This is a genomic window from Microcoleus sp. Pol7_A1, assembly GCF_036701085.1.
GTDB lineage: Bacteria > Cyanobacteriota > Cyanobacteriia > Cyanobacteriales > Microcoleaceae > Microcoleus > Microcoleus asticus.
Genome location: NZ_JAUBQD010000008.1, coordinates 14,118 through 35,919, shown reverse-complemented (window position 1 = coordinate 35,919; position 21,802 = coordinate 14,118). Strand labels below are relative to the sequence as shown.

Here is a 21,802-nt window from a genome sequence, read left to right as displayed (position 1 = left end):
TATGCCTTATCCCATCCTTGACATTGAAGTGACACAGCCCCTCCCAAATCTGAAAATTTCTGAGGAGGATACAGGAATTGCTTTAGTTGTGCGGCGCAAAGATAAAGCTGTTGGTTTTATCATGCAGCCTCTTCCTCCCAAGAGCCTTCTTTCTCCTGAAGATTTAGCTAAAATGATTGAACGGGAGGTCGGCATTAAGTTACTTCAGGAAGCGATTAGAGAAGAGCTAACTCCTGCCCAAAATGGCGATCGCTTTCCGTCGCTGACAGTAGCAATTTGTACGAAAGATCGACCGGAAAACCTGGCGCGGTGCCTGCAATATTTACTCAAGTTGCAAACACCTATTGCGGGTGAAAAGCTTGGCTTTGAAGTGTTAGTAATTGATAATGCACCTTCTGATGAAAGAACGAAGGAATTGGTAGACTCTCTACCAGGAGTTCGCTATGCCAGGGAACCAAAACCCGGTTTAGACTTCGCTCGCAATCGCGCCTTGCAGGAAGCAACTGGCGAACTATTAGCCTTTCTTGACGATGATGTCACGCCCGATCGCCAATGGCTGAACGGCTTGATGGAAGCTTGGGCAGAAAATCCTGATGCTGGAGGTTTTACAGGGTTAGTTCTGCCTTATGAGTTAGTGACTGAAGCCCAAATTTTATTTGAAAGCAGGGGAGGCTTTCGACGCGGCTTTGAGAAAATCCGCTACGGTCAAATCTTGCCGTATAATCCTTTATACCCCTGTGGAGCTGGCATATTTGGAGCTGGTTGCAATATGGCATTTCGTCGAGATGTTTTACTGAAATTAGGGGGATTTGATGATGCACTCGATACAGGTGCGCCCCTCCCCGGCGGTGGCGATTTAGATATTTTTTATCGAGTTGTTCGCGCTGGCTATCTCCTCGTCTATGAGCCTCGCTATCTGGTGTTTCACCAACACCGCCGGGAATATGAAAAATTGCGCCACCAGTATTGGACGTGGGGTTTAGGTTTTATGGCTTTTGTCGTAAAATCTTATCAGACCGATCCGAGCCAACGCTCGAAATTGCGCTGGCTCGTCGGCTGGTGGTTTGCCGATCAGTTAAATCAGTTGCAAAAAAGTGTCAGAGGATGCCATGTATTACCTCCCACCATGATTCTAGCCGAGTTGTGGGGTGGTGTAGTGGGGCTGTTTGGGGAATACCCCCGCTCTTTAAAACGCATTGAAAAAATGCGGCAGAAATTTGCCTAAAATAGTAGATTCTCTTCAGAAATCTGTTTCACTTTGAGCGCAGGAAACAACAGTTAAATATGAGTAAGCTTCCGCCCATTGATATCGTCATTTGTACTTATAATAATGCTGCCCTTTTAGACAAAGCTCTCTCAGCTCTTTCCCAACAAAAAGTGCCAGCAGAGCTAGATTGGAGGGTTTTAGTAGTTGACAATAATTGCACGGATAACACGCAGGAAGTTGTCGAAAACTATCGTGTGTTGGTGGGAAAAATACCCCAGCTTTCCACAGTATCAGAAACACAGCAAGGATTAACCTATGCCCGCCACTGTGGCGTTCAAAATACAAGGGCTGATTGGATTGCTTTCGTAGATGACGATTGCTTCCTGGCAGAAAATTGGGTGGAGCAAGCTGCTAAATTTGCAGCGGCTCATCCCGACTGCGGCGCTTTTGGCGGTAGAGTGATTTTAGATTGGGAAACTCTACCGCCTAAATATGTATTGAATTATGGGTACTCCTTTGCTCAACAAGAACACGGCCCAAGTCCTCAAAAAAAGTCTTGTTTAGTGGGAGCAGGATTAGTTCTGAATAGAGCAGCCCTCGCTCATACTGGCTGGATCGATAAACCGTTACTTCAGGATCGCATCGGAACCAAGCTCATATCAGGGGGAGATGTGGAAATCGCTTTGCGGATTTACGGAGCAGGATACGACCTGTGGTACACTCCCGACTGTAAGTTAAGGCACTTTATTCCGGCTAGGCGTACTTCTCAAAAATACTTGATCGACATTAACTATGGTCTAGGAACCTCTCAAGTTTTGGGCGATTCTCTTCTCTGGTCTGGTTCTTATCGAGATTGGCTGTTGAAATTTATTATCGATGCGGTGAAAGCTTCCCAAAATGTCCTGATTCAATCTTTAAGAGCGGCTTTGGGGCGGATGAATCCGGCGGAAGTAGAGATAAACAGGAGTTTTGTACGCGGTAAGTGGGCCGGAATTAGGCGCGTGGTTGGCATGAGCCCAGAAGAACGCAGCTTGCTATTGGGGCGTGCAAAATTAGCCGTTTAGCCAGCTCATAAATAGATCGATATTTCTTGAGGTAATTTCTGTGAGCAAGCCTTGGAAAGTTCTCAATGTCGAATTGAGCGAAAAGATTCCTGAATTGCCCTTGATTTCCAACTACGCCGGAGTGTATGTAGTGTTTTGGTGGCATAATATCCCCCTTGGGGAACGGGAGATTTTAGAGGATCAGTTGCCAATCTCGGCTTCACAACTAGCGAATCTAGCGGCGCTGGCGATCGCTCCTGCAGTCGGCAGCCACCTCCTAGAGCAAGGTTTTAAAGCGCCTTTGCCAGAAGTTTACAAAAAAAATCAGGCGTGGCACCAGCCCCCTGAGTTTCATGCCCTGACAGCCTTAGAGCAACCCCTTGCCAAGCTGCGGGATCGCTTTTCCCAGACTAGCAGCGCATCTGTTTCTGTCATAATCTGCACTCGAAATCGGCCAGAACAATTGGCGCGGTGTTTGCGATCGCTGCAAAATTTATCCCAACCTGCTCATGAGCTCATCGTAATTGATAATGCTCCCAGTTCAGATGCTACCCGCCAACTGGTGGCCGAGATGCCTGGAGTCAAATATGTATTAGAACCTCGCCCTGGTTTAAGCGTCGCCCGCAATACTGGCATCCCCCACTGTACAGGCGACATTATTGCCTTTACCGATGATGATGTGATCGTTCACCCTGACTGGGTGGCCAGGATTGCACAAAGTTTCAGCGAACCCAAAGTCATCGCTGTAACCGGCCTGATCCTGCCAGCAGAACTCGAAACAGAAGCCCAATTAATTTTCCAAAAAGGTGAGAGTGGCTTTGGTTGGGGATACCGATCTCTGACTTTTGACCCTGAATTTTTTAAGGATACTAAACACTTAGGCGTTCCCGTTTGGCGCATTGGCGCAGGAGCAAATATGGCTTTTCGGCGTGAAGCTTTTGAGTTACTAGGAGACTTTGACGAACGCTTAGGTGCAGGGGCATCTGGGTGCAGTGAAGATTCAGAGCTATGGTACAGAGTGCTGGCGGAAGGGTGGATTTGCTACTACGATCCCACCCCTGTTGTTTATCACTATCACCGGGACGATCTCGATAGCTTGAAACATCAGATGTACCAATATATGCGGGGCCACATCGTCGCCCTTTTGATTCAGTTTGAGCGTTACAAGCACTGGGGGAACTTGCTTCGCTTATTCATCATTTTACCTCTCTACTATGTAAAACGATTTTTAATCGGTCTTTTGACCGGATTTAAAGGGATTAATAGAACGCTATTGGCAGAGGTATTAGGTTGCTTTGCAGGAGTCAGATTTTACCTCAAAAATCGTGTAAATAAGGATCAATAGTTTTTCCAATTAGAGGAAGATTATGGCAACAGTTGTTGAAACCAAGAAATCAGAAACGCATAAAGAGAAGCTGGGCAATTTCTTAGCCCGCAACCCTTTCGGTCAGCCCTTGACCCTGGGATTTTTTTACAGAGAAAAGATGCGGGCAATTCACCGCATTTCCCCAGACCTGCCATTTAAAGAAATTTTAGAAGTAGGAGGAGGTCAAGGAGGCTTAACGTCTTTACTTTATCCGCAAGCGCAAATTACTAACATTGACCTCGATCCTAAATATGCAAATGTTCCTTGCAACCAGCAGGAAAAAGTACGCTTCATCTGTGGCGACGCGACCAATTTACCGTTTGAAAATGAGTCCTTTGATGCAGTGACGATGTTCGACGTTCTCGAACACATTCCCGACCACCAAAAAGCGGTATCAGAAGCGCTGCGCGTGCTTAAACCAAAGGGATTTTTATTAGTGAGCAGCCCCAATGAGAATTGGCAGTTTCCTTATTACGGCGTGATGAAACCGATCTGCCCGCCTGAAGCAGAGGTGATGGCAGAATGGGGCCACGTTCGGCGCGGCTATACGATCGATCGACTGACGGATTTAATCGGTTTCCCTTACCAGAGTTCTGCTACTTTTATCAATCCCCTGACAGTAGTCTGCCATGATTTTGCCTTCTCTCGCTTGCCCCGCCTCATGCGCCTATTATTCTGTACGGCCCTGAGTCCTGTAACGTGGACGAGCTATTGGCGGCACAAACCTGATTCCCTGGGAACGGAAACAGCATCAGCTTGGCAGAAGCCATAAAATTTATGAATGTCCAACCAGAACCAACGATCGCCCTCCTGCACTGGGGCGATTTAATCGAAGATTTTTTAGATACCATCGGGGTTTCCTTTGAAGCTTTTTGCAACGAAATGACGGGGGGCTGGATGTTTGGCTACATTGAGGCGCTGCGACGGGCAGGGGTGCGGACAGTTTTATTCTGCATCTCTGGTAGCGTAACTGAACCCGTGTACTACACCCACAAAGAGACAGGAGCAACAATCTGCACCCTGCCGGCACCTCAACTCTACCAAGCTGTCCGCCGTCAGATGGTTAACCCTCAAGGATGGACAGTTCAGGATATGTTTGGGGAGGTTCGAGGCATCCGCCGTCTGATGTTGGCAGGGGTGAAAAGCGTTACTCCTTACCTGGCTACACCGCTGGGGTTGCTGGCGGGAGAACTGCGACGCGAAAACTGCCAAGCGATTCTCTGCCAAGAATATGAGTACCCGCGCTTCGACGCTTGCACTTGGTTGGGGTGGCGGATGGGGCTGCCTGTTTTTGCGACATTTCAGGGGGGCGATTTTCAGGTTAGTCCTTGGGAAGGCTTGTCGCGCCCGATCGCCCTCAAAGCGAGCGCCGGTTTAATTATTGCTTCGCAAACCGAGGTACAGCGCGTGCAAAGTCGCTATGGCGTGCCTCCTGCCAAGATTGCCCGCATTTTTAACCCGCTGGATTTGGAACTGTGGCAACCAATGGATCGCGCCGAAGCTCGGCAACTGCTGGGTTTTCCCAGTGACGCTGAAATTGTCGCCTGTCACGGGCGGATTGAGATTCGCCGCAAGGGGTTAGATATTTTGCTGGAAGCTTGGGAACGGATCTGCCGCGATCGCCCAGGCCGAGATTTGCGGCTGTTGCTGGTGGGGACTGGTAGCGACGCGGAGGAATTGAGCCGGCGAATCGCTCAGATGCAGCTTTCGGGCATTATTTGGGTGAATGAATATGTGCGCGATCGCGCTTTGATGCGGCAGTACCTCTCGGCGGCTGACGTTTATACTTTGCCTTCTCGGCATGAGGGGTTTCCAGTTGCACCGCTGGAGGCGATGGCTTGCGGGTTGCCCGTTGTGGCTGCTGACGCGCCTGGAGTGCCTGATATTTTCGAGGGGGGCGAAGCTGACGGCGGGATCGTTGTGTCCCGTGAGGATGCAACCGCTTTGGCAGGGGGGATCGGTCGGGTTTTAGACGATCGGGCGTGGGGGCGGGAGTTGGGCAAGCGCGCTCGCATTCGGGTGGAAACTCATTTTTCTCTGGAGGCGATCGGTGTGCAACTGCGACAGTTTTTGGGCGATCGCTCTTTAGCGCACATTCCGCAGATCTGACTCGCAGCACTGGGAATGTTTGAAAAATCCCAGCCATAAAATTGTATCTATGCCTGATTTTTCTGGCTTTATTCTCACTTTTTGTGCCAATTATCGGAAACATAAGAAAGTTAACTTTACGGATTTTTTTAATCGATTCATTCTTTCTATTAAGCAACTTATTCTCGGATGGTGAAAGAATATCTAGGAACTAGACAAAATCTGGTTTCCTACCCGTCAACAGGGTTGACAAAAGCGAAGTTTATTACAAGCTAACTTCATCAACTATTGCACACATTCAAAATATTGTTCCAGATAATTTACCCACTGCCACTGACTTGAAATTTATCGCGCGGATATTCCAGTTACACAAAAGACTGGAGACACCCAGCTAACTTATCGGGGCGATTGTAAGTCGGAAGAATAATTTAAAATATAGTTTTAGCTTTGTTGATAATTAGGGCTGACGCACTCCGAACAAAGAAACCGGGTTTTTTAACCGAAATAGAGGGTTCTAAGCAAGTATTTGGGTTGAAAAACGCGGTTTCTGAACACCCGTTCGTAAGTCCTAATTATAACTGATATATTTTAATTCTTTAAGCGATATAACACCGACTCAGTATTAAAATCTTTTCCGAAAACTCGTTGCAGCGGGCCCTCGGCACTTGTCAGCCAAGATAGAGCTTTTTTGGTAGCTGCGTCTTTCTCAGTCAGGGGCCCGAATCCCACAGTCCTAATTTTATTTTTTCGGAGTTTTTCGCTCCATGCAGAAAGTCGATCGGCTCTAAAAGGCACATATAAAACTTGTCTGTCTAAGTTTTTCCCGTAAAAAAGGTAGCTGCGCGAACTTAAAAAGAATCCTATTCTTTCATCGGGTACTGTATTTTTGTCTATATATTCGTAAATACCGCGATACAGTTCTGTACGTGCAAAATCTCGCTTTTCCCTCCAATTACCAATTACTATCAATCCTATACACACACCAATTATTACTATGTAAATCGATTTTTTACGGGTAGGAAGTAGACGCTCCAGCCATCCTAAGCCCGGATTTATTTTCAACAATATCAAAGCCAGCGTCATTGACACAAGGTAAAATATGGGATATTTTAATATATATTGCCAACTTGGGGCTAAAATTTTCCAGATAATATTGAGAGCTTCTACTGGATTAGACTTAAAATTGTCAATTAACAAACTCCCCCAAACAATACTATCTCCGGTAAAAGACTCATTTTTAATATAATCAAAAATTGTGTTGCTAGTAATTCCGCAAAAACTACTAATCAAAACAACTGCCAGAACAACTTTATTTGGAGTTTTCAAGAGAGTTGCTGTAGCTGCTGCGGCGATGCCGAGTACGCTTAAAAATGGAAATCCGTATCTGAGGTTAAAACCGAGTAGAGGACTTATTTTACCAATTGAATCTCCCGCAGTACCGGACGTATAAGGTGTAATTAAATACAGAATTCCTGTGCTGGCAAGCAGTATTATTAAAATAACATTATTTTGATTGATTATTCTGGTTTTACCTTTGATCAAAGCCAGAGGTGCTGCCAATACCTGAAAGGCGATCGCCAGAAATGGCAGTTGCAATCTAATGAGGATTTGCAAGCCGAGAGTTTGCCAGTGGGAAATATTGCTGGGATTAAATTGAGCTGCTAAAGTGCTTTGCCAAATCTTTAGAAGTGGCGAAGCGGGCGGCGCAGGTAGGGTAGGTGGTAGCTGCTGTACCGGCGGTGTTGTCTGCGGTACGGGAGATGGTAAGGAATAAGGCTGTAAGGGAACTTTAATATCGCCAGCCTCGCCGACAGGATAATTGACGTGCAGCAAGTTTCTCGCATACCAAAAACCTCCTAAAAACAAGCAACAAGCTATACCGCACAGCAAGACTGGTTTGAGAGAGTGGCGAATTCTCAAATGAGCTGGTGTGGCTTTTTTCTTAACCGCGAATCTTTTAAGTTCTAATATTGCTAATCCTCCTAAAAGTGAGGCAGCATAAACTATTCCCGTGATTTTTATGCCGGCTAGCATTCCTGCGGCTGCAAAAAATAGGGATAGTTCGGATTGCGATCGGCTGCTATGATAGGAGAAACCCAGATACAAACCCACTGTAAATATTGCAGCTAGGGGTAAGTCTGGGTGAATGGTGTTAACTTGGTTGAGCACCATCGGTACTGTCAATACTAAAGATGATGCTGCCATACCGTGAATTCGGGTGGCTCCAAATTTTACGCTCAATAGATAGACGGCAATTCCCTCAAGTACCCATGCAATTAGCAGGGGAAAAGCTGTGAGAAAATCTTCTTTGAATGGGATTAAGCATAAAACAGATAAAACGTGCCAATTGTACGGGTATACTTTAGCTTGCTCTTGTTCAAAAATCCAATTTCCGGCGGCATCTAATAATGTAAATGAATGGGTTTGATACCATCGGGCGATCGCAGGCAGGTGAAACCACAATGAGTCATAATTGGTTGTGGGTTTGGTTGCTAGAGTGTCCCACAGCACAAATCCTGCAACAGCGGCGGCAACAATAATTAGGTATTCGGATGAACCCAGAGGTTGCTTGAGTTTAGGAATCAGCCGCTGCGAGAAGGTAAAATTTCTGTGGTTTTTGGCATAAATCGGGATTAAGCCGATCGCACAAATCAGAATTTCTACTATAATGACCGCAGAAATATTTAGTCGCTCGGCACTTCCTAAAATCAAGCCGATACAAACTTGTGCAATACTCCATCCCGTCAGGAGTACGAGAAGAAAATGGGGAAATGAATAGTTACTGTTTTCCTTCTGATTCTCGAAGGCAAGAGACAAGCTTAAGGGAACCGGCCCGACTACAATAATCAGAAATAAAATTAATTCCCACAAATGCTGCGCAATTAGCATAAGCTGCAAGTTACCAATTTTTATCGGTTTTTCCTCGTTACCAGGCTTTTTCTGGTAACGAGAAATCCATCAGATCTGATATCAACAAATCTTGCACCCTGCTCAACAACAGGTTAGGAGTGCCCGTTCTACAAAATATCAATTTTTTTGGGGGCGGGCGAATAGCCCGCCCCTAAAAAAATTAATCCAGCCAAGCCGCCATTTTTACCTGCTAGCTTGCTTCTGAGTTTTGGGTTTGACTGCTTCGGCATCTTTGGGCTTAGAAGTGTCAGCTTTTAACAGTTCCGGGAATGGCGGCTGGAGGTTGTGAACTTCGATGTCCATTCCCAGCGGCAGAGGTGGAAGCTGCGGCAGATCGTTTTCCAAATCCTTGAGTGAGTTAGCGGTTTGTATTTCCACCATTTTCGGCATTTGCGGTACTTTGGCGGTTTCCAAAGTGCCCATCATTTTTGCCAGAGCGAATTCTAGCTGAGAACCCGGGTCGATCGCCACCCAACCCTGGTCAGTCATTTGCCGAACCTCGAAGTGCAGGTGAGGCCCTGTAGACATTCCTGTACTGCCGACGCGGCCGATCGTCTCTCCCTGTTTGACCCACTCTCCCGGTTTCACAAACAGTTCCGAAAGGTGGCCGTAGAGAGTTTCCTGAGACTTTTTGTTGTGGTTGAGAACCACCGTCAAACCGTAGCCGCCCAACCAATCGGCGATCGCCACTTGACCCGCATAGGCGGCCAGTACCGGCGTTCCCAGCGGGGCCCCCAAGTCAGTTCCAGTGTGAAACCTGCCGTAGCCCATAACCGGATGAGTCCGCCACCCAAACGGCGAAGTAATTGCCGAAGCAATAGATAGCGGAAACAGCAAGCTTTTGTTGCCATTTCCGGGCAGGCCTGCGGGACGAGGCGTGAGATTGTAGTAAGCAAAACCGGTATTGCTGCCGCTGCTGACACTAACCGCACCGACTTGAACAGGCCCGAGTCCCATGCTGGGCGCTGGAGGGCCGCCGCCGTAAGATGCAGATCCGGCATAATATCCAGCGTCTGCCGAGTATCCAGCGTCTGCGGAGTAGCCGATGTTTGCCGAGTATCCAGCGTCTGCTGAGTATCCAGCGTCTGCCGAGTAGCCAGCGCCTGCTGAGTAGCGGGGGGGTGCGTAAGCAGATTCCGGCGGGTTTGAACCCCCCCAAACCTGGCTGCCTATTTGTTGAACGGCTTGACCGATTTTACTGACAGGATTCCCGCTACTATTTCCGGCCACAGTTTCCCGAACATTGTCTGGAATGCTTTCTGGCAGATTTCGAGGAGGAGGGGCTGCAATATAACCGTCGTCTGCGATCGGAGTTTCCGGGCTGTAGTTGGGTTCTCCGGCATCTGCCGTCACCGGCTCGGAAACAGGAGGAGGCGCACACAAACCGCCAACTCCTTCGCAGCCGTTCGATCGTTCTGCAAACTCTATTCTTGTTGGCGCTTCGTACTCTTGGTACTCGCTGGTAGCGCCAACGCTGTAGTCTGTTTGGTCGATTTCAGCGTGGGCTGGGTTAACTGGCGCTTCAAAAGGTGGCTCTTGGGCCGTCGCTTCTGGCAGGGGAATCAGCGCGGGCTCCGGCAGATAATATTGGGTCGGAGGTGGTTCGCTGGCGTACTCAGGCTCTGACGGCGGTTGGGCATCGAAAGGCTCGGACGGCGGAACTTCTGCCTGCGGTTCAGGGTATGGTTCTGGCGACCCTTGGCTGTATTCGGGTTCCGGGGGCGGGACAGGAGCTTCAAATAATGGCTGGAGGTCTGCTGCGCCTGGGACGGCTTGTTCTGCTGGCGGAGTTTCGGCTTGGGCCCACACTATGCCTTTGCTGAGCAGTCCCAGACTGGCAAGGCAACCCAGTCCCACCAGCAGTGAGCGCTCGGACAAAAGGCGCGATCGAGTCCGGGCGCCTGTAGGGTTCTTTTTTTGCTGTTTGGTGTTCAAATGGGCTGTTATTTGCTTGTCTGGAACTGGTTTCACGATTTTTTTCCCAACTCAACAGGGGGTAAAAGGAGATCGAAGTCAGGATCGAATGTATTGCAATCCTTGTCTTTATACAGCCCTAAATGATTTTACCGGGCTTGAGGCAATTTTTTTGGCGCATCGAATAAGTCGAATGCCGCTGGGTAGAGTCGCGATGGATACCCTGGTTTTTTCGAGCCTGATTGCACTGACAACTCGTCTCTGACGGTCACACTGATGATAGCGCTTTGGCGTTCGTATATGTTAATTAGTTACCGAAATTTTGCTCTCGGGTCATGCAAAATTTTGGTGGCGTCCGCCGGAGTTAACCGCTGAGGAATCGCGATTTTGTGGTTAAAGCCGATCGTCTATTTAAACTTAGTCGGCAAAATTGTTGATTGTTTAGAATACAAGGCAAATGATTCGCTTGGGTAAGGATAGGTTTCATGACTGTAGCTGGCGATCTCTTGACAAATGTTTCTGACTCTGAGTGCGCCGGACAACCAGACGGTATCAGTTGGGAGTGGCAGAACTCTGAAGGCTTGCCCTATCTGACTTGCAGCTTGCTTTCCCGCTGGTCTCACGGCTTTTTTACGCGCGATTTCTCGTCGCAGGGGCCGATCGATCTGACGGAAGTTCTGCAACCTGGAGCTAAGGTTTACCGACTCCAACAGGTACACGGCAATGCGGTACTCAAAACCAGTCAGTTGCTCCCTGTTGTGGCTCCGGGCCCGTCCACCGCTGCCCCAAGCTATGCTGAGGCTGATGGCTTGGTTGCTGAGGGAGAATTGGAGGCGCTGTGGGTTTGCTCGGCCGACTGCGTGCCGGTGCTGATTGCTGACGAACGCACGGGACTGGTTGCGGCAGTTCACGCGGGTTGGCGCGGGACTGCTGCTAAGATATTACCAGAGGCGATCGCTCAACTTGTGGCACAAGGCAGTCAACTAGAAAGTCTGAAGATTGCTATGGGGCCGGCGATCGCTGGAGAGGTTTACCAGGTATCTGTGGAAGTAGCAGCGGAACTGGGAGCCACCATTGCTCCTAAGAGTGCCGTTAGTGCGACAGCCGACGGCATTCTAGAGTTTTTGCACCAACTGCCGGAAACGCCTGTCTTAGCCGATCCAGAACCGGGAAAAGTACGCTTGGATGTTCGCCTCTGCAATGCTCTGCAATTGCAGCAGTTGGGAATCGAGCTTTCTCAAGTGGCGATCGCTCCTTTCTGTACTTATTCTGACTCGGCTCGCTTTTTTTCCTACCGCCGCGATCGACTTAAAAAAGTCCAGTGGTCGGGAATTGTGAGCGCCGGCGGGACAAGTTCCTTCTGAGGGCATTTGGCAGAAGGTAAAATTTTAGACGGCAAAGATAAAAATAAAAATCTTTGGATTCATTATTTTGTATTTCCCAATGCCAAATGCCTTCTATCTTCTACCTTCCTAAGGTTTGCTGGTTCCTGTTTTAAAGCACTAAAAACTAGCAGCAAAACTTTTGGGAAAGCGGCAGAGCCCCCGCCCCGCTTTCCTCTCTTGTTAAGATTGCTCTATAACGAGAGTCTTCAGCGGGTTATTACAATGAGTGAGCCAACTCCCTATCAACTGCTTGAAGTCGATGAAGATGCTTCCTTTGATGAAGTGCAAGAGGCCCGCACGCGCCTAGCTGAGCAGTACAGTGGTGACAAGAAACGTTTGGAATCGATCGAAGCAGCCTACGACGCGATCCTCATGGATCGCCTGCGGCAGCGACAGGAAGGTAAAATTAAAGTGCCCGAACGCATCCGCTTTCCCGAGCGGCTGACTCCCCCACCCGCAAGCTTTACTCCCTCTCCTCCCAGTGGCAGCCCAGCTTGGTTGCAGCGGCTAATCGATACTCCTAGTCGATCGGACATTTTGTGGCCGGCTGGGGTGTATGTGGGGTTAGGCGGACTGAGTATTTATCCGGCGGCTAATGATGCTTTACTACAGTTGACTCTGGCTCTTGGGGTCGGCTCTTGTCTTTATTTTGTTAATCGCAAGGAACAAAAATTTGGTCGGGCCGTGCTGCTGACTGTGGCTGGCTTGGTTATAGGCTTGCTGCTGGGAGGCGTTGTGGGATCTTTTGTCAGTCCGGCATTTATAACAACAGAGAAATTTATCGCTTTGTTTACGTTTTTAATTCTGTGGCTGGTCAGCGGTTTTCTGCGATAGTCAAGAGTCATTAGTCAGCAGTTATTAGTCAGCAGTCATTAGTCATTAGTCAGCAGTCAGCAGCCAACAACTAATAACTGTGAAATGCCAGACCTCGGACAAATAATATCAGCTAACAATTAATAACTCATAACTAATGACTAATGACTAATGACTAATTTTGGCGACTTAAAATAATCTCAAATGCTTCACTCAAATTGTTAGCAATTAAATCCGGTTGGTGCATTTCTAGTTGGGTGCGATCGCGAATTCCGCACAAAACACCAATTACTTTAACACCGTGCGTTTTTGCTGCTATAATGTCTGCCTCCGTATCGCCAACCATCCAAATGTCAGAAGCCGGCGGCAGTTCGGCGAGAGCTCTTGCCATCAGCAGGGGCTTATCTTTGACATCCCCGGTTTTGACGTAATCGTTGGGGAGGCAATAGCGGCGGTTTTCTGGGAAAAATTGCCCTAAATTACAGCGGTTGAAGGCTTCATCTAGTTCCCTGACGCGCCGCATGGTCATCACCGCTAAGTCTACTCCAGCGCGCTGCACCTTTTCGAGGGTTTCCAGAGCGCTGGGAACTGGTCGATCGTAAATCATGTAGGGTAGGGTGTGGACGGTTTGACGGCGTTTCTGGGCAAATTCGCGGGCCTGGGCTGCGTCTAATCCTGAGAGGATGCCAATTTCGGTTTCCGGAACCCGCGCGCGCTTCATGTCCCAAAACTCGGCTTTGAGGAGTTCGCGCACTGGTTGGCCCGAACGCTTGGTCTCGGCGAGACACTGCTGGTAAACTCGGTAGTAGCGATCGGACACGTCCATGATCGGGCCATCAAAGTCGGTAATAAGTCTCAGCATTTAGCAGAATATTTTTAAGTTTTTATACAAATTGTTCGATATTATAATATCACTTAAAGGTAACAGTTTCTTTACAAAAATTGACACAAATACTCAGGGGAGGTGAGGTCTATAGGAATGGTGTTAATTAAAGGAAACATTTGAATTAAACTGTGCCGCTCCTCAACTTTAGCGGTTGTAACCCATATCGGGCAATTTAAAATTAAGATGTGCTGCACAAATAGTGCAAACCGCTACGTATTGTTCATAAATCTCAACCTCAAGTGAGACTGATTTTGACTGCGCTTTCTCAAAAATAAAGTTGGTAAAATTAATATTTTGCCCATTTTAAAAATAAGCAAAAAACTGTTGGGAGAATCCAAAGTGCACTGTTTCCATAAATTAGCCAGCGGTAACAGGTAGTGGCATCCGCCAGTATAATAATTCCTATGAGAAATAGCAGCCAAAAAACAACTAACTTTACCTGCTAACCTTGGATAGTGATGCTCTACAATAACGAAATACTTCCAACATTAACTCTAGAGAGCAGCCTGAGAAATATTAATATTCTTCTTTATAAGCTGTTATCCTTACGCAGGATGGAATACCTCGCAGTGGATCGGGAACTTAAGATTAAAGAAATATCTTTGAAAGTGCAAGATTTTGGCTACATTCATGAGGAAGTAGCCGAAGGAAAAGACGTGCGCGATTGTTTTCCTGAACTGATTGGAATTGAAGGAATCCTTGAAGGCATTATTGAAGAACGAGAGCAAGACTTTCAGTTAAAATCAATTACCCGAGTTCTCAAAGATGGATCTTATTTGTATTTAAATTTGTACATTTTTGGCTATAAGGAACAAGCCAATGCTGATAGATTGATTATTTTATGCGAAGATGTGACAGATAGCATTGTAGCTCAGCAAAGCATGGTTCAGGCTGCCAACGAAAACAGTATTAAAGTCGATTACTTAGCTGCGACGGGCGATTATATTGACAAAATTATTAATTCCCTAGGCGATGTTTTGTTAGTAACAGCACCATCGGGAAAAATCAAAAAAGTGAATCAAGCTGCACAGCAATTATTTGGATATACAGAAGCGGAATTTATCGGCAAATCCATATCCATGATTACGACGGACGAAGAATTGTTGCGCAAAATCAGCCAGCTACCTCCTGCACTTAAAAGCGAATATTGGCCTCAAGTAAAAGTAGCTTGCAAAACGAAAATAGGTTTAAAGCTGATTGTCGCGTTTTCATGCTCTACTTTCAATACAAGCATAGGAAGCAAGTATCCAGATAGCGAGGTTCTACAAGATTTTGTTTATATCGGCAAAGACATTACCAAGCAAGAGCGCATAAAAAATTGTCAAGAAGCACAGTATGCTGTTACTCATATCCTGTCAGAATCAAGTTCTCTAGATAGCGCAACTCCGAGAATTTTGCAAGGTATTTGCCAAAGTTTTGGGTGGGATCTTGGCGAACTGTGGACGCCCGCAGAGGGGGAGAAAGAAACTAGATTGGGTGCGACAATAAAATCCGAAAAACAGTCGCTTTGGTGTCTGCCACTTTGCAGTCCGATCGAGGAAACTCCTTGTTGGCGGCGGGTGGCAGTTTGGCAGGCAGCGGAAGAAGTTAGCAAGTTTGCCGAAAACGACCCGCAGATTACTTTGGCTGCGGGTGAGGGTTTGCCGGGAGCGGTTTCCAGGAGCGGTTCTCCGCAGTGGATTACTGATATTGCGGGCGATCGCTATTTCGTGCGATCGCGCTTGGCCGAGGAAGCGGGACTGCGATCGGGATTCGGTTTTCCCATTCACGCTAGGGGCCAAGTTGTAGGAGTAATGACTTTTTTTTGTCGGGAAGAACTGCCACCGGATCAAGAGTTACTTCAGATAATAGGTGGTTTAGGTTCTCAATTAGGCGAGTTTGTTAAGCGCAAATTTGCGGAGCAAGAATTGCAAAAAGCTGAAGCTTCAATCCGATTTTTGTACGAACAAGAAAAACGGCAAAGTGAAGAATTAGCTCGGCAAAATTTAGCTTTAGAACAAGCCAAATTAAAATTAGAAGCAGCTAACATGGAATTGCAGCGCCTCGCTTCGATGGACGGATTGACTCAAATTCCCAACCGTCGCTGTTTTGACCAAAAATTGGAGTTAGAATGGCAGTGCATGGAGCGAGAAAAAGAGTCGCTGTCTTTGATTTTGTGCGATATCGATTTTTTCAAACTTTACAACGATCGTTACGGACATCAAGGAGGCGACGAATGTTTAAAACAAGTGGCGCAGATTTTAGCTAGCAACGCTCAGCGGCCGGGAGATTTAGCCGCCCGCTACGGCGGCGAAGAATTTGCGGTAATTTTGTCGCGAACTGATATGAAAGGAGCAATGCGGGTAGCTGAATCAATTCGCAGCGATTTGAAAGCTGCGGCAATTTTTCACGCTGCTTCCAAGGTAAGTAAGTTTATAACTCTCAGTATCGGGATCGCTAGTGCTGTGCCTTCTGCTGGTTTATCGATTGAGGGGTTAATTGGACAGGCCGATCGAGCGCTTTATCGAGCTAAACTAGAAGGGCGCGATCGTATAGTTTGCCTAGACTTGAAAAGAGAATTTCAGGGCGGGAAAGGAGTATTTTCTGATGATTGTGAGAGAAGCTAAAATCGCTGACGCACCTGCAATCGCACGGGTTAATCTAGATACTTGGCGGACAGCTTACCGGGAAATTGTACCAGCAGATTACCTCGCACAGTTATCCTATGACAAAGGAGAAAGCCGTTGGCAAGAAATCCTCGTCAAGGCAGAAAAAAGTGAAGATTTTGTGTGTGTAGCTGAGAATGACGAGGGAAAAATTGTGGGTTTTGCTGCGGGTGGTTACGAGCGAACGGGCAAATATGTTTATCAAGGAGAATTATTTGCCATCTATATTTTGGAGGAATATCAGCGTCAAGGAATCGGACAGCAACTTGTGAGAACAGTTGCAACAAAATTGGCAGAATTCACTTTGAATTCGATGCTGGTTTGGGTACTGGCAGACAATTCAGCTTGCAGGTTTTATGAATTTTTAGGAGGTGAAAAAGTGGAGGAACAACAGACAAGCAGAGCAGGAATTGCACTAAAAGAAATTGCCTACGGTTGGAGGGATATCGCAGTGCTGATTAACACGCCCGCCTGACGTAAAAAGTGGAAATTTTATCAATCATTTATCAAACTCCCCCTCTTCATTTGTTCCCGTTCAATTGCCTCAAACAAAGCTCGAAAATTCCCTGCGCCAAAACCTCCCGCTTGCACCTGTTTGCCGTTAACTAAAGTAACTCGGCGCTCAATCACCTCGAAAAAGAAAGTCGGTTCTGCAAAAATTGGCTGGGTAAAGATTTGCAGCAGCATCGCTGCGGGAGTATCTTCTTGCCAATCTGCCAAAACTTCAGAAGCTGCAATTGATTGCCAATCTGCGGGCAAATAGTTTTGCCGCTGCTGCAATTCGGAGTAGTATGTTGGAGGAACAGGCAGAAAAGGCAAACCGCGCGATCGCAAATCGGCAACAACCCCCACAATATTATCAGTTTGCAAAGCCATGTGCTGAATTCCCGGCCCCCGATTTGCACTCAAAAACTCTTGAATTTGAGAATTAGTTGATGCCGGTTCATTAATCGGGAATTGCACCCCACCTTCAGCGTGCACCATAACTTGGCTCCGCAAAGCCGATTTCTGAGTCTGAATGTCAAAATTTTGCTGCGGTTGAAAACCTAATATTTTTTGATACCAACTAACAGCACTTGACAAATCGCCAGATTCAACATTTAACACTACGTGGTCAATCAAGGTAAACAGCGGCAGCTTACCCAAACCCGATAGCAGTGAATGGCCACCAATTCGCTCAACGAGCGTGTGGCTTAAATCCCCCCAGCCAGCAATTTTTGCCCGCTTAAAATAGCCTCCTTCGTTTAGGTCTTCTTGAATCGGTTCGAGGATTTTAGCGCCTTCGGCAGCCGCTCTAGCTACCGCTAATTCGATATTTTTTACCCGAAAACCCACATCGCCAATCCCGGGAGGATGAAACTTCAACCAACTAGCAGCCGGACTAGCGGAAGTTAGGGGCGAAGATAAAACAAAACATACATTGCCGCTGGTGACAACTTCAGTTTGAGTGTGGCTGTTGGCATAACCTGCTGTTGATTGAAAGCCTAAGCGGCTGACAAACCAGTCGCGGGATATTTTAGCATTTTCAACGTAAAAGTGAATGCGATCGAACTCCATAATCAATAATTGAAAATGGAAAGCGAAAAATCGAGAATCGGCTGATTTTCAGTGGGAAACTGCAAGGGAGGAACTGAGAAAAGGATATTTTTCATGTATTTTTAGTGCGCGCGCTTAATAATAACGTAAAAATTGAATATCCTAAATCCCCCTGAAGGCAGAAATAGGTCGGCAATTAAAAGAAACCCGGTGTCTGCGATAACTTGGATTCGGTCGCGAGGTCTGCCTCAAGCGGTCAGGTGTACCCATAAGCACCCTAGATATAGAGGTTACGGGCAAGTTCTCAAACTTAAAGATGTCATAATTTTTTTGCCTTTGAGCTTTGGCTGCCGAATCCCGAATGCCTTCAAATCACTCCTCAATCGCTAAAAGAACAAATGACTTTCCGGCTGAATATTAATCTCCATCGGCACAGCTTGCGGGTGAGCCGAAAGAGCAAACATAATCGCATTTGCAGCAGTTTCGGTACTCAGCATTTTTGACCTGTCTACCTTCAAACTCACATTATCCCAAAACGGAGAATCCACCCCGCCAAAATAGAATAGCGTAAACTTAATGCCGTAGCGTCGCAGCTCATCTGCCATGCACTTGCTGAAACCAACTACCCCAAACTTTGAAGCGCAATAAGCCGTTCCCATCGCCATTGAATGCTTGCCCAAAATCCCGATGACATTGCAAATGTGGCCGGATTTGCGCTCTTTCATCACATTCGCCGCTGCTTGAGACGTGTAAAAACTGCCTTTTAAGTTCAAGTCAAGCATTGCATCTAAATCAGCGGGTTCTAACTTGTTCCACTGCTTGAGAATTCCGGCACCGGCGGCGTTTACGAGGGCATCAATTTGTCCGAAATGCCCCGCAGCTTTTTGCATCAGCGTCTCGACTTGCGGCAAATCGGTGATATCTGTGGGTACGCACAGTACCTCTGTTGCTGAAATTTCGCTAGCTAAAGCGTCTAATTTGCTGCTGTCTCTGGCGGCTAGCACTAGCCTCGCACCCGCATCAGCGAGTTTGCGGGCCACTGCTGAACCGATGCCGCCAGTCGCCCCCACCACAACCACAACTTTGTCCTGCATATCCCTTTACATTTCTTTACTTCCAGCTTGTATGATAGCTCAAGTTGCTAGTAATGGGGATGCTTATATATTTTAAGTTTTAATTAATTGAGGGAAACTTGCCAGCCTTTTTCGGCTTTTTTTAGCTGGAGAGAAGCGCAGGATTGCAAAAATTTAGTAAACTTTCTACCGAGATTAAAATCTTTAATTATTTGGGTAATTTGTTTGCCGTATTGTCTGTGAAATTCGCTGCCTACATTAGAGAGAAATACATAATTTTCAGGAGAGTTGTCGGTTAAGTCGCCAACGATTTTGACAAGAGCTCTTTCCAAGTCTTCCAGAGAATTAATATCTGTCAAACTTGCAGGTGCTGCCTGGTAATTATTCTGAATTTCTTGGCTAAGTATTGGCGGTGGGGGCGATAATCTTACTTCAAAAAGAGTCACATAAGTTTGAGAAGTTTCTGAGGGTTTGTGGAGGACAAAATCGGTGGGATATTTAAGAAAGATATCCCGGGTTTTAGTACCGAGCAAATGATGGGCAACAACTTGATTTAGGACTAAGCCGTAATTTTCCCTAAATAAAGCTGAAACAGTAGAAAGTTTTATCCACTGAGTTGCGGTGCGTTTTTGCTCTTTTTTGATTAATTCTTTTAGCTGGATAACTAATTGTTCTAGGGGTGTAATTTCCGGTGTAGTTACGAGGGAATGGGTTTCCACTTGTCCGGTTTTGCTGTTTAAAACTATAATTTTATCTATTTGTTTGCGGACTTGAAATACTATTAATCCGTGGGCTTGCAGTGTATTGCTGAGGTGAGTGAGAGCGCGATCGGACGAACAGACAAAAATCTCTTTGGCTGTGGGATAATGTACAAAAATCGATGCGCCGACTGTAGCCATTTTTAAGTCGGCGCTGTCTTTGCCGGGGGGGACGTGAATTAGTTGATACCCGCGCTGGTGAAATTCGGCATCTTTCTTGCCCATGCTGCGCCAGTTGGCAAAGGCAACTTTGATTTGGATGGGATAGTGGCAAATTCCCTCTAGAAATTTTTCGGTTTCGATGGTGAGTTGCAAGTTTTCGACATCTAACAGCAAGATAGCAATGCCCACAGGAGGGGAGGCTGGTTGATTGGCTGTTGGAGTTGGATGTTCTAACAAAACTGAGTTTTGTGATTTAGCTGGTGCTGTTTGAGATTGGGCTAGCTGCTGAATTTTGGCAGATAATTTGCTGAATTGAGGTGAATTAACGAATTCTGGAACCAGCAGAATTTGTAGGTATTTTTTCGCAGTCAGCAGCAGGGAATCTGTATCGCTGGCTACTCTGAAACTTTTTGTCAATTTTCCAATCAAAACCGACTGAAAATCAGGTTTAGCCCAAGGGGTTTTCCTGTATTTTTCAGCTATCCATTCGGGATGCTGTTCCTGAATGGTAATTAGTGTTTGAGCGATATAGCGACTGATGGCGCTGAATGCGGGAGATTCTTGAGTCGCAAGCTCGGGAGTTCGATCGGGCATGGCCCTCTACAATGCGGGATGCTGTTTCAATTTATCACAATTCTACTTTCTCGCTGGGAGTCGGACGATCGCCCGCCAAATTAAACCGGCGGCAATTAATGCTAATCCTGTCAGCCAAATTTCCCTCTGGACCCAGAAAGCCAGAAACAGACAATTCCCCAAACCCACCCAAGCCAACCACTGCGGATAAAGCCTTTCGGCGGGGGAAAGTTGCAGCGCGGCGAGGTTGGTGATAGCGTAATATATCAAAACGCTAAAAGCACTGAACGACCAAGTGGTTTTGACATCGCCGACGAGGATTAAAAGTGCGATCGTAACTTCGACAACCACCACAGCCACGTAGGGAGTTGTCCCCGAAGGATTCAGCCGCGCCAAGACTCTCGGCATATCCAAGCGCCGCCCCATCGCCAGCCAGATGCGCGACAGCCCTAAAATTAAGTTCAGCAAGACTCCCAACATAGCGGTAATTGCGCCGACGGCTAGCAGTTGAGAAACTCCTGGAATTCGGAAACTGCGGGCGATGACTTCCAAAGGTGCAGCCGTACCGCCTATTTGTAAAGACAATTTATCGGCTCCCCCCGCGCCCGCGACAACTACTGCTACCCCCACGTAAAGCAGCATTGTCAGCACCAAAGTGAAAATTATGGCTTTGGGAATGGTTTCCTTCGGTTCCCGCACTTCCTCGCTCATTGTGGTGATGCGGGCGTAACCGCTATAAGCGACAAACATCAGGGCGGTAGCCTGGAAGATGGAGCCGATCGAGCTATCATTCTGTACGGTGACCATCTCCCACCTTACCTCTGGCAAACCGACAGCAACAAACACCGCTAAGGATAAAAGTGTAACTGAGATTATGGCAGTATTGGCGATATTCGATCGCCTAATTCCCGTCAATACAATTAAAGTGATGGTGGCGACGGCGACTAAAGCTGTTACGATCAGGTAAGTGCGATCGGCTACACCAATTGCATTTAAAAAATACCCCGCAAAACCCAAAGCAGCAGTAGCCGCAGAAGCCGTTTTCGCCAACAAAAACATCCAGCCGGCAGTGAAACCCAGCCAAGGATTGAGATATTTGTAGCCATATTCATAAGTACCGCCGCTAACAGGATGATTTGCCGCTAATTGAGCGCTGTTAAGGCCATTGCAAACAGCAACTAAAGCAGCAATACCCACAGCCAAAATCACTCCCGGCCCAGCAACTTCCGCAGCAATGCCGATACTCACAAATACTCCGGTACCGAGGATTGATCCCAGGCCCATGAGAGTTGCGCCGAAAACACCTAACTCTCGCTTAAGAAGTGGTGAAGACATAAATATAGCGGTTTTCTGTTCAGTGCCATACTGATATTAGCAGGACTAAAGCTTTTGTCACGTTGAAACAGGTTTGTAGTTGCGCTTCAGCGCCGGCCGGCGCTGAAG

The 21,802-nt window shown here is 47.0% G+C and carries 16 protein-coding genes; 9 read left to right on the top strand and 7 right to left on the bottom strand.

Annotated features, from left to right (window positions below; genetic code table 11):
- Position 1: 1 nt before the first annotated feature.
- The 5 genes from QUA20_RS07245 to QUA20_RS07225 are packed head-to-tail and all read left to right on the top strand — an operon-like array spanning position 2 to position 5,725.
- Positions 2-1,225, top strand: a complete 1,224-nt coding sequence (locus QUA20_RS07245) for a glycosyltransferase (RefSeq protein ID WP_333187048.1) — start codon at positions 2-4, stop codon at positions 1,223-1,225.
- 59 nt (positions 1,226-1,284) lie between these two features.
- A complete protein-coding gene (locus tag QUA20_RS07240; protein WP_333187045.1) occupies positions 1,285-2,271 on the top strand; it encodes a glycosyltransferase in 987 nt (328 codons plus the stop codon).
- 40 nt (positions 2,272-2,311) lie between these two features.
- A complete protein-coding gene (locus QUA20_RS07235; RefSeq protein WP_333187043.1) occupies positions 2,312-3,595 on the top strand; it encodes a glycosyltransferase in 1,284 nt (427 codons plus the stop codon).
- A 22-nt stretch (positions 3,596-3,617) separates the two neighbouring features.
- Positions 3,618-4,388 (top strand): class I SAM-dependent methyltransferase, encoded by a 771-nt coding sequence (locus tag QUA20_RS07230; RefSeq protein ID WP_333187041.1) that lies wholly within the window; start codon positions 3,618-3,620, stop codon positions 4,386-4,388.
- Between the two features lie 5 nt (positions 4,389-4,393).
- A complete protein-coding gene (locus tag QUA20_RS07225) occupies positions 4,394-5,725 on the top strand; it encodes a glycosyltransferase family 4 protein (RefSeq protein ID WP_333187039.1) in 1,332 nt (443 codons plus the stop codon).
- Between the two features lie 567 nt (positions 5,726-6,292).
- On the opposite strand, the gene QUA20_RS07220 is transcribed toward QUA20_RS07225, so the two are convergent.
- Together QUA20_RS07220 and QUA20_RS07215 are read right to left on the bottom strand one after the other, a co-directional pair.
- A complete protein-coding gene (locus QUA20_RS07220; protein ID WP_333187038.1) occupies positions 6,293-8,593 on the bottom strand; it encodes a hypothetical protein in 2,301 nt (766 codons plus the stop codon).
- 204 nt (positions 8,594-8,797) lie between these two features.
- The gene (locus QUA20_RS07215; RefSeq protein WP_333187035.1) at positions 8,798-10,585 is read right to left on the bottom strand and encodes a peptidoglycan DD-metalloendopeptidase family protein; all 1,788 of its coding nucleotides are present in this window, start codon (positions 10,583-10,585) and stop codon (positions 8,798-8,800) included.
- 428 nt (positions 10,586-11,013) lie between these two features.
- Here QUA20_RS07215 and pgeF point away from each other — a divergent pair, with 428 nt between their 5' ends.
- Positions 11,014-11,892 (top strand): peptidoglycan editing factor PgeF, encoded by an 879-nt coding sequence (gene pgeF / locus QUA20_RS07210; protein ID WP_333187033.1) that lies wholly within the window; start codon positions 11,014-11,016, stop codon positions 11,890-11,892.
- Between the two features lie 243 nt (positions 11,893-12,135).
- Complete coding sequence (locus tag QUA20_RS07205) at positions 12,136-12,747, top strand: CPP1-like family protein (protein ID WP_172185851.1); 612 nt, start codon at positions 12,136-12,138, stop codon at positions 12,745-12,747.
- A gap of 154 nt (positions 12,748-12,901) precedes the next feature.
- Here the strand turns inward: QUA20_RS07205 and QUA20_RS07200 are convergent, their stop codons facing one another.
- Positions 12,902-13,588: an HAD family hydrolase gene (locus tag QUA20_RS07200; protein WP_333187029.1), complete on the bottom strand. Its 687-nt coding sequence runs from the start codon at positions 13,586-13,588 to the stop codon at positions 12,902-12,904.
- 578 nt (positions 13,589-14,166) lie between these two features.
- Here QUA20_RS07200 and QUA20_RS07195 point away from each other — a divergent pair.
- Positions 14,167-16,218 (top strand): diguanylate cyclase domain-containing protein, encoded by a 2,052-nt coding sequence (locus QUA20_RS07195; RefSeq protein WP_333187026.1) that lies wholly within the window; start codon positions 14,167-14,169, stop codon positions 16,216-16,218.
- Positions 16,199-16,732, top strand: a complete 534-nt coding sequence (locus QUA20_RS07190; protein WP_333187024.1) for a GNAT family N-acetyltransferase — start codon at positions 16,199-16,201, stop codon at positions 16,730-16,732. Before QUA20_RS07195 ends, QUA20_RS07190 begins: the two co-directional genes overlap by 20 nt.
- A gap of 20 nt (positions 16,733-16,752) precedes the next feature.
- Here the strand turns inward: QUA20_RS07190 and hppD are convergent, their stop codons facing one another.
- The 4 genes from hppD to QUA20_RS07170 form a co-directional block, all read right to left on the bottom strand.
- Positions 16,753-17,814: a 4-hydroxyphenylpyruvate dioxygenase gene (hppD, locus tag QUA20_RS07185; RefSeq protein WP_333187021.1), complete on the bottom strand. Its 1,062-nt coding sequence runs from the start codon at positions 17,812-17,814 to the stop codon at positions 16,753-16,755.
- A 365-nt stretch (positions 17,815-18,179) separates the two neighbouring features.
- Positions 18,180-18,887, bottom strand: a complete 708-nt coding sequence (locus tag QUA20_RS07180) for an SDR family oxidoreductase (protein WP_333187019.1) — start codon at positions 18,885-18,887, stop codon at positions 18,180-18,182.
- Positions 18,888-18,970: 83 nt separating this feature from the next.
- Positions 18,971-20,380, bottom strand: a complete 1,410-nt coding sequence (locus QUA20_RS07175) for an NYN domain-containing protein (protein ID WP_333187018.1) — start codon at positions 20,378-20,380, stop codon at positions 18,971-18,973.
- A gap of 42 nt (positions 20,381-20,422) precedes the next feature.
- Positions 20,423-21,694 carry an APC family permease gene (locus tag QUA20_RS07170; protein WP_333187015.1) on the bottom strand — a complete coding sequence of 424 codons (1,272 nt, stop codon included), beginning with the start codon at positions 21,692-21,694 and terminating at the stop codon, positions 20,423-20,425.
- Positions 21,695-21,802 lie beyond the last annotated feature (108 nt).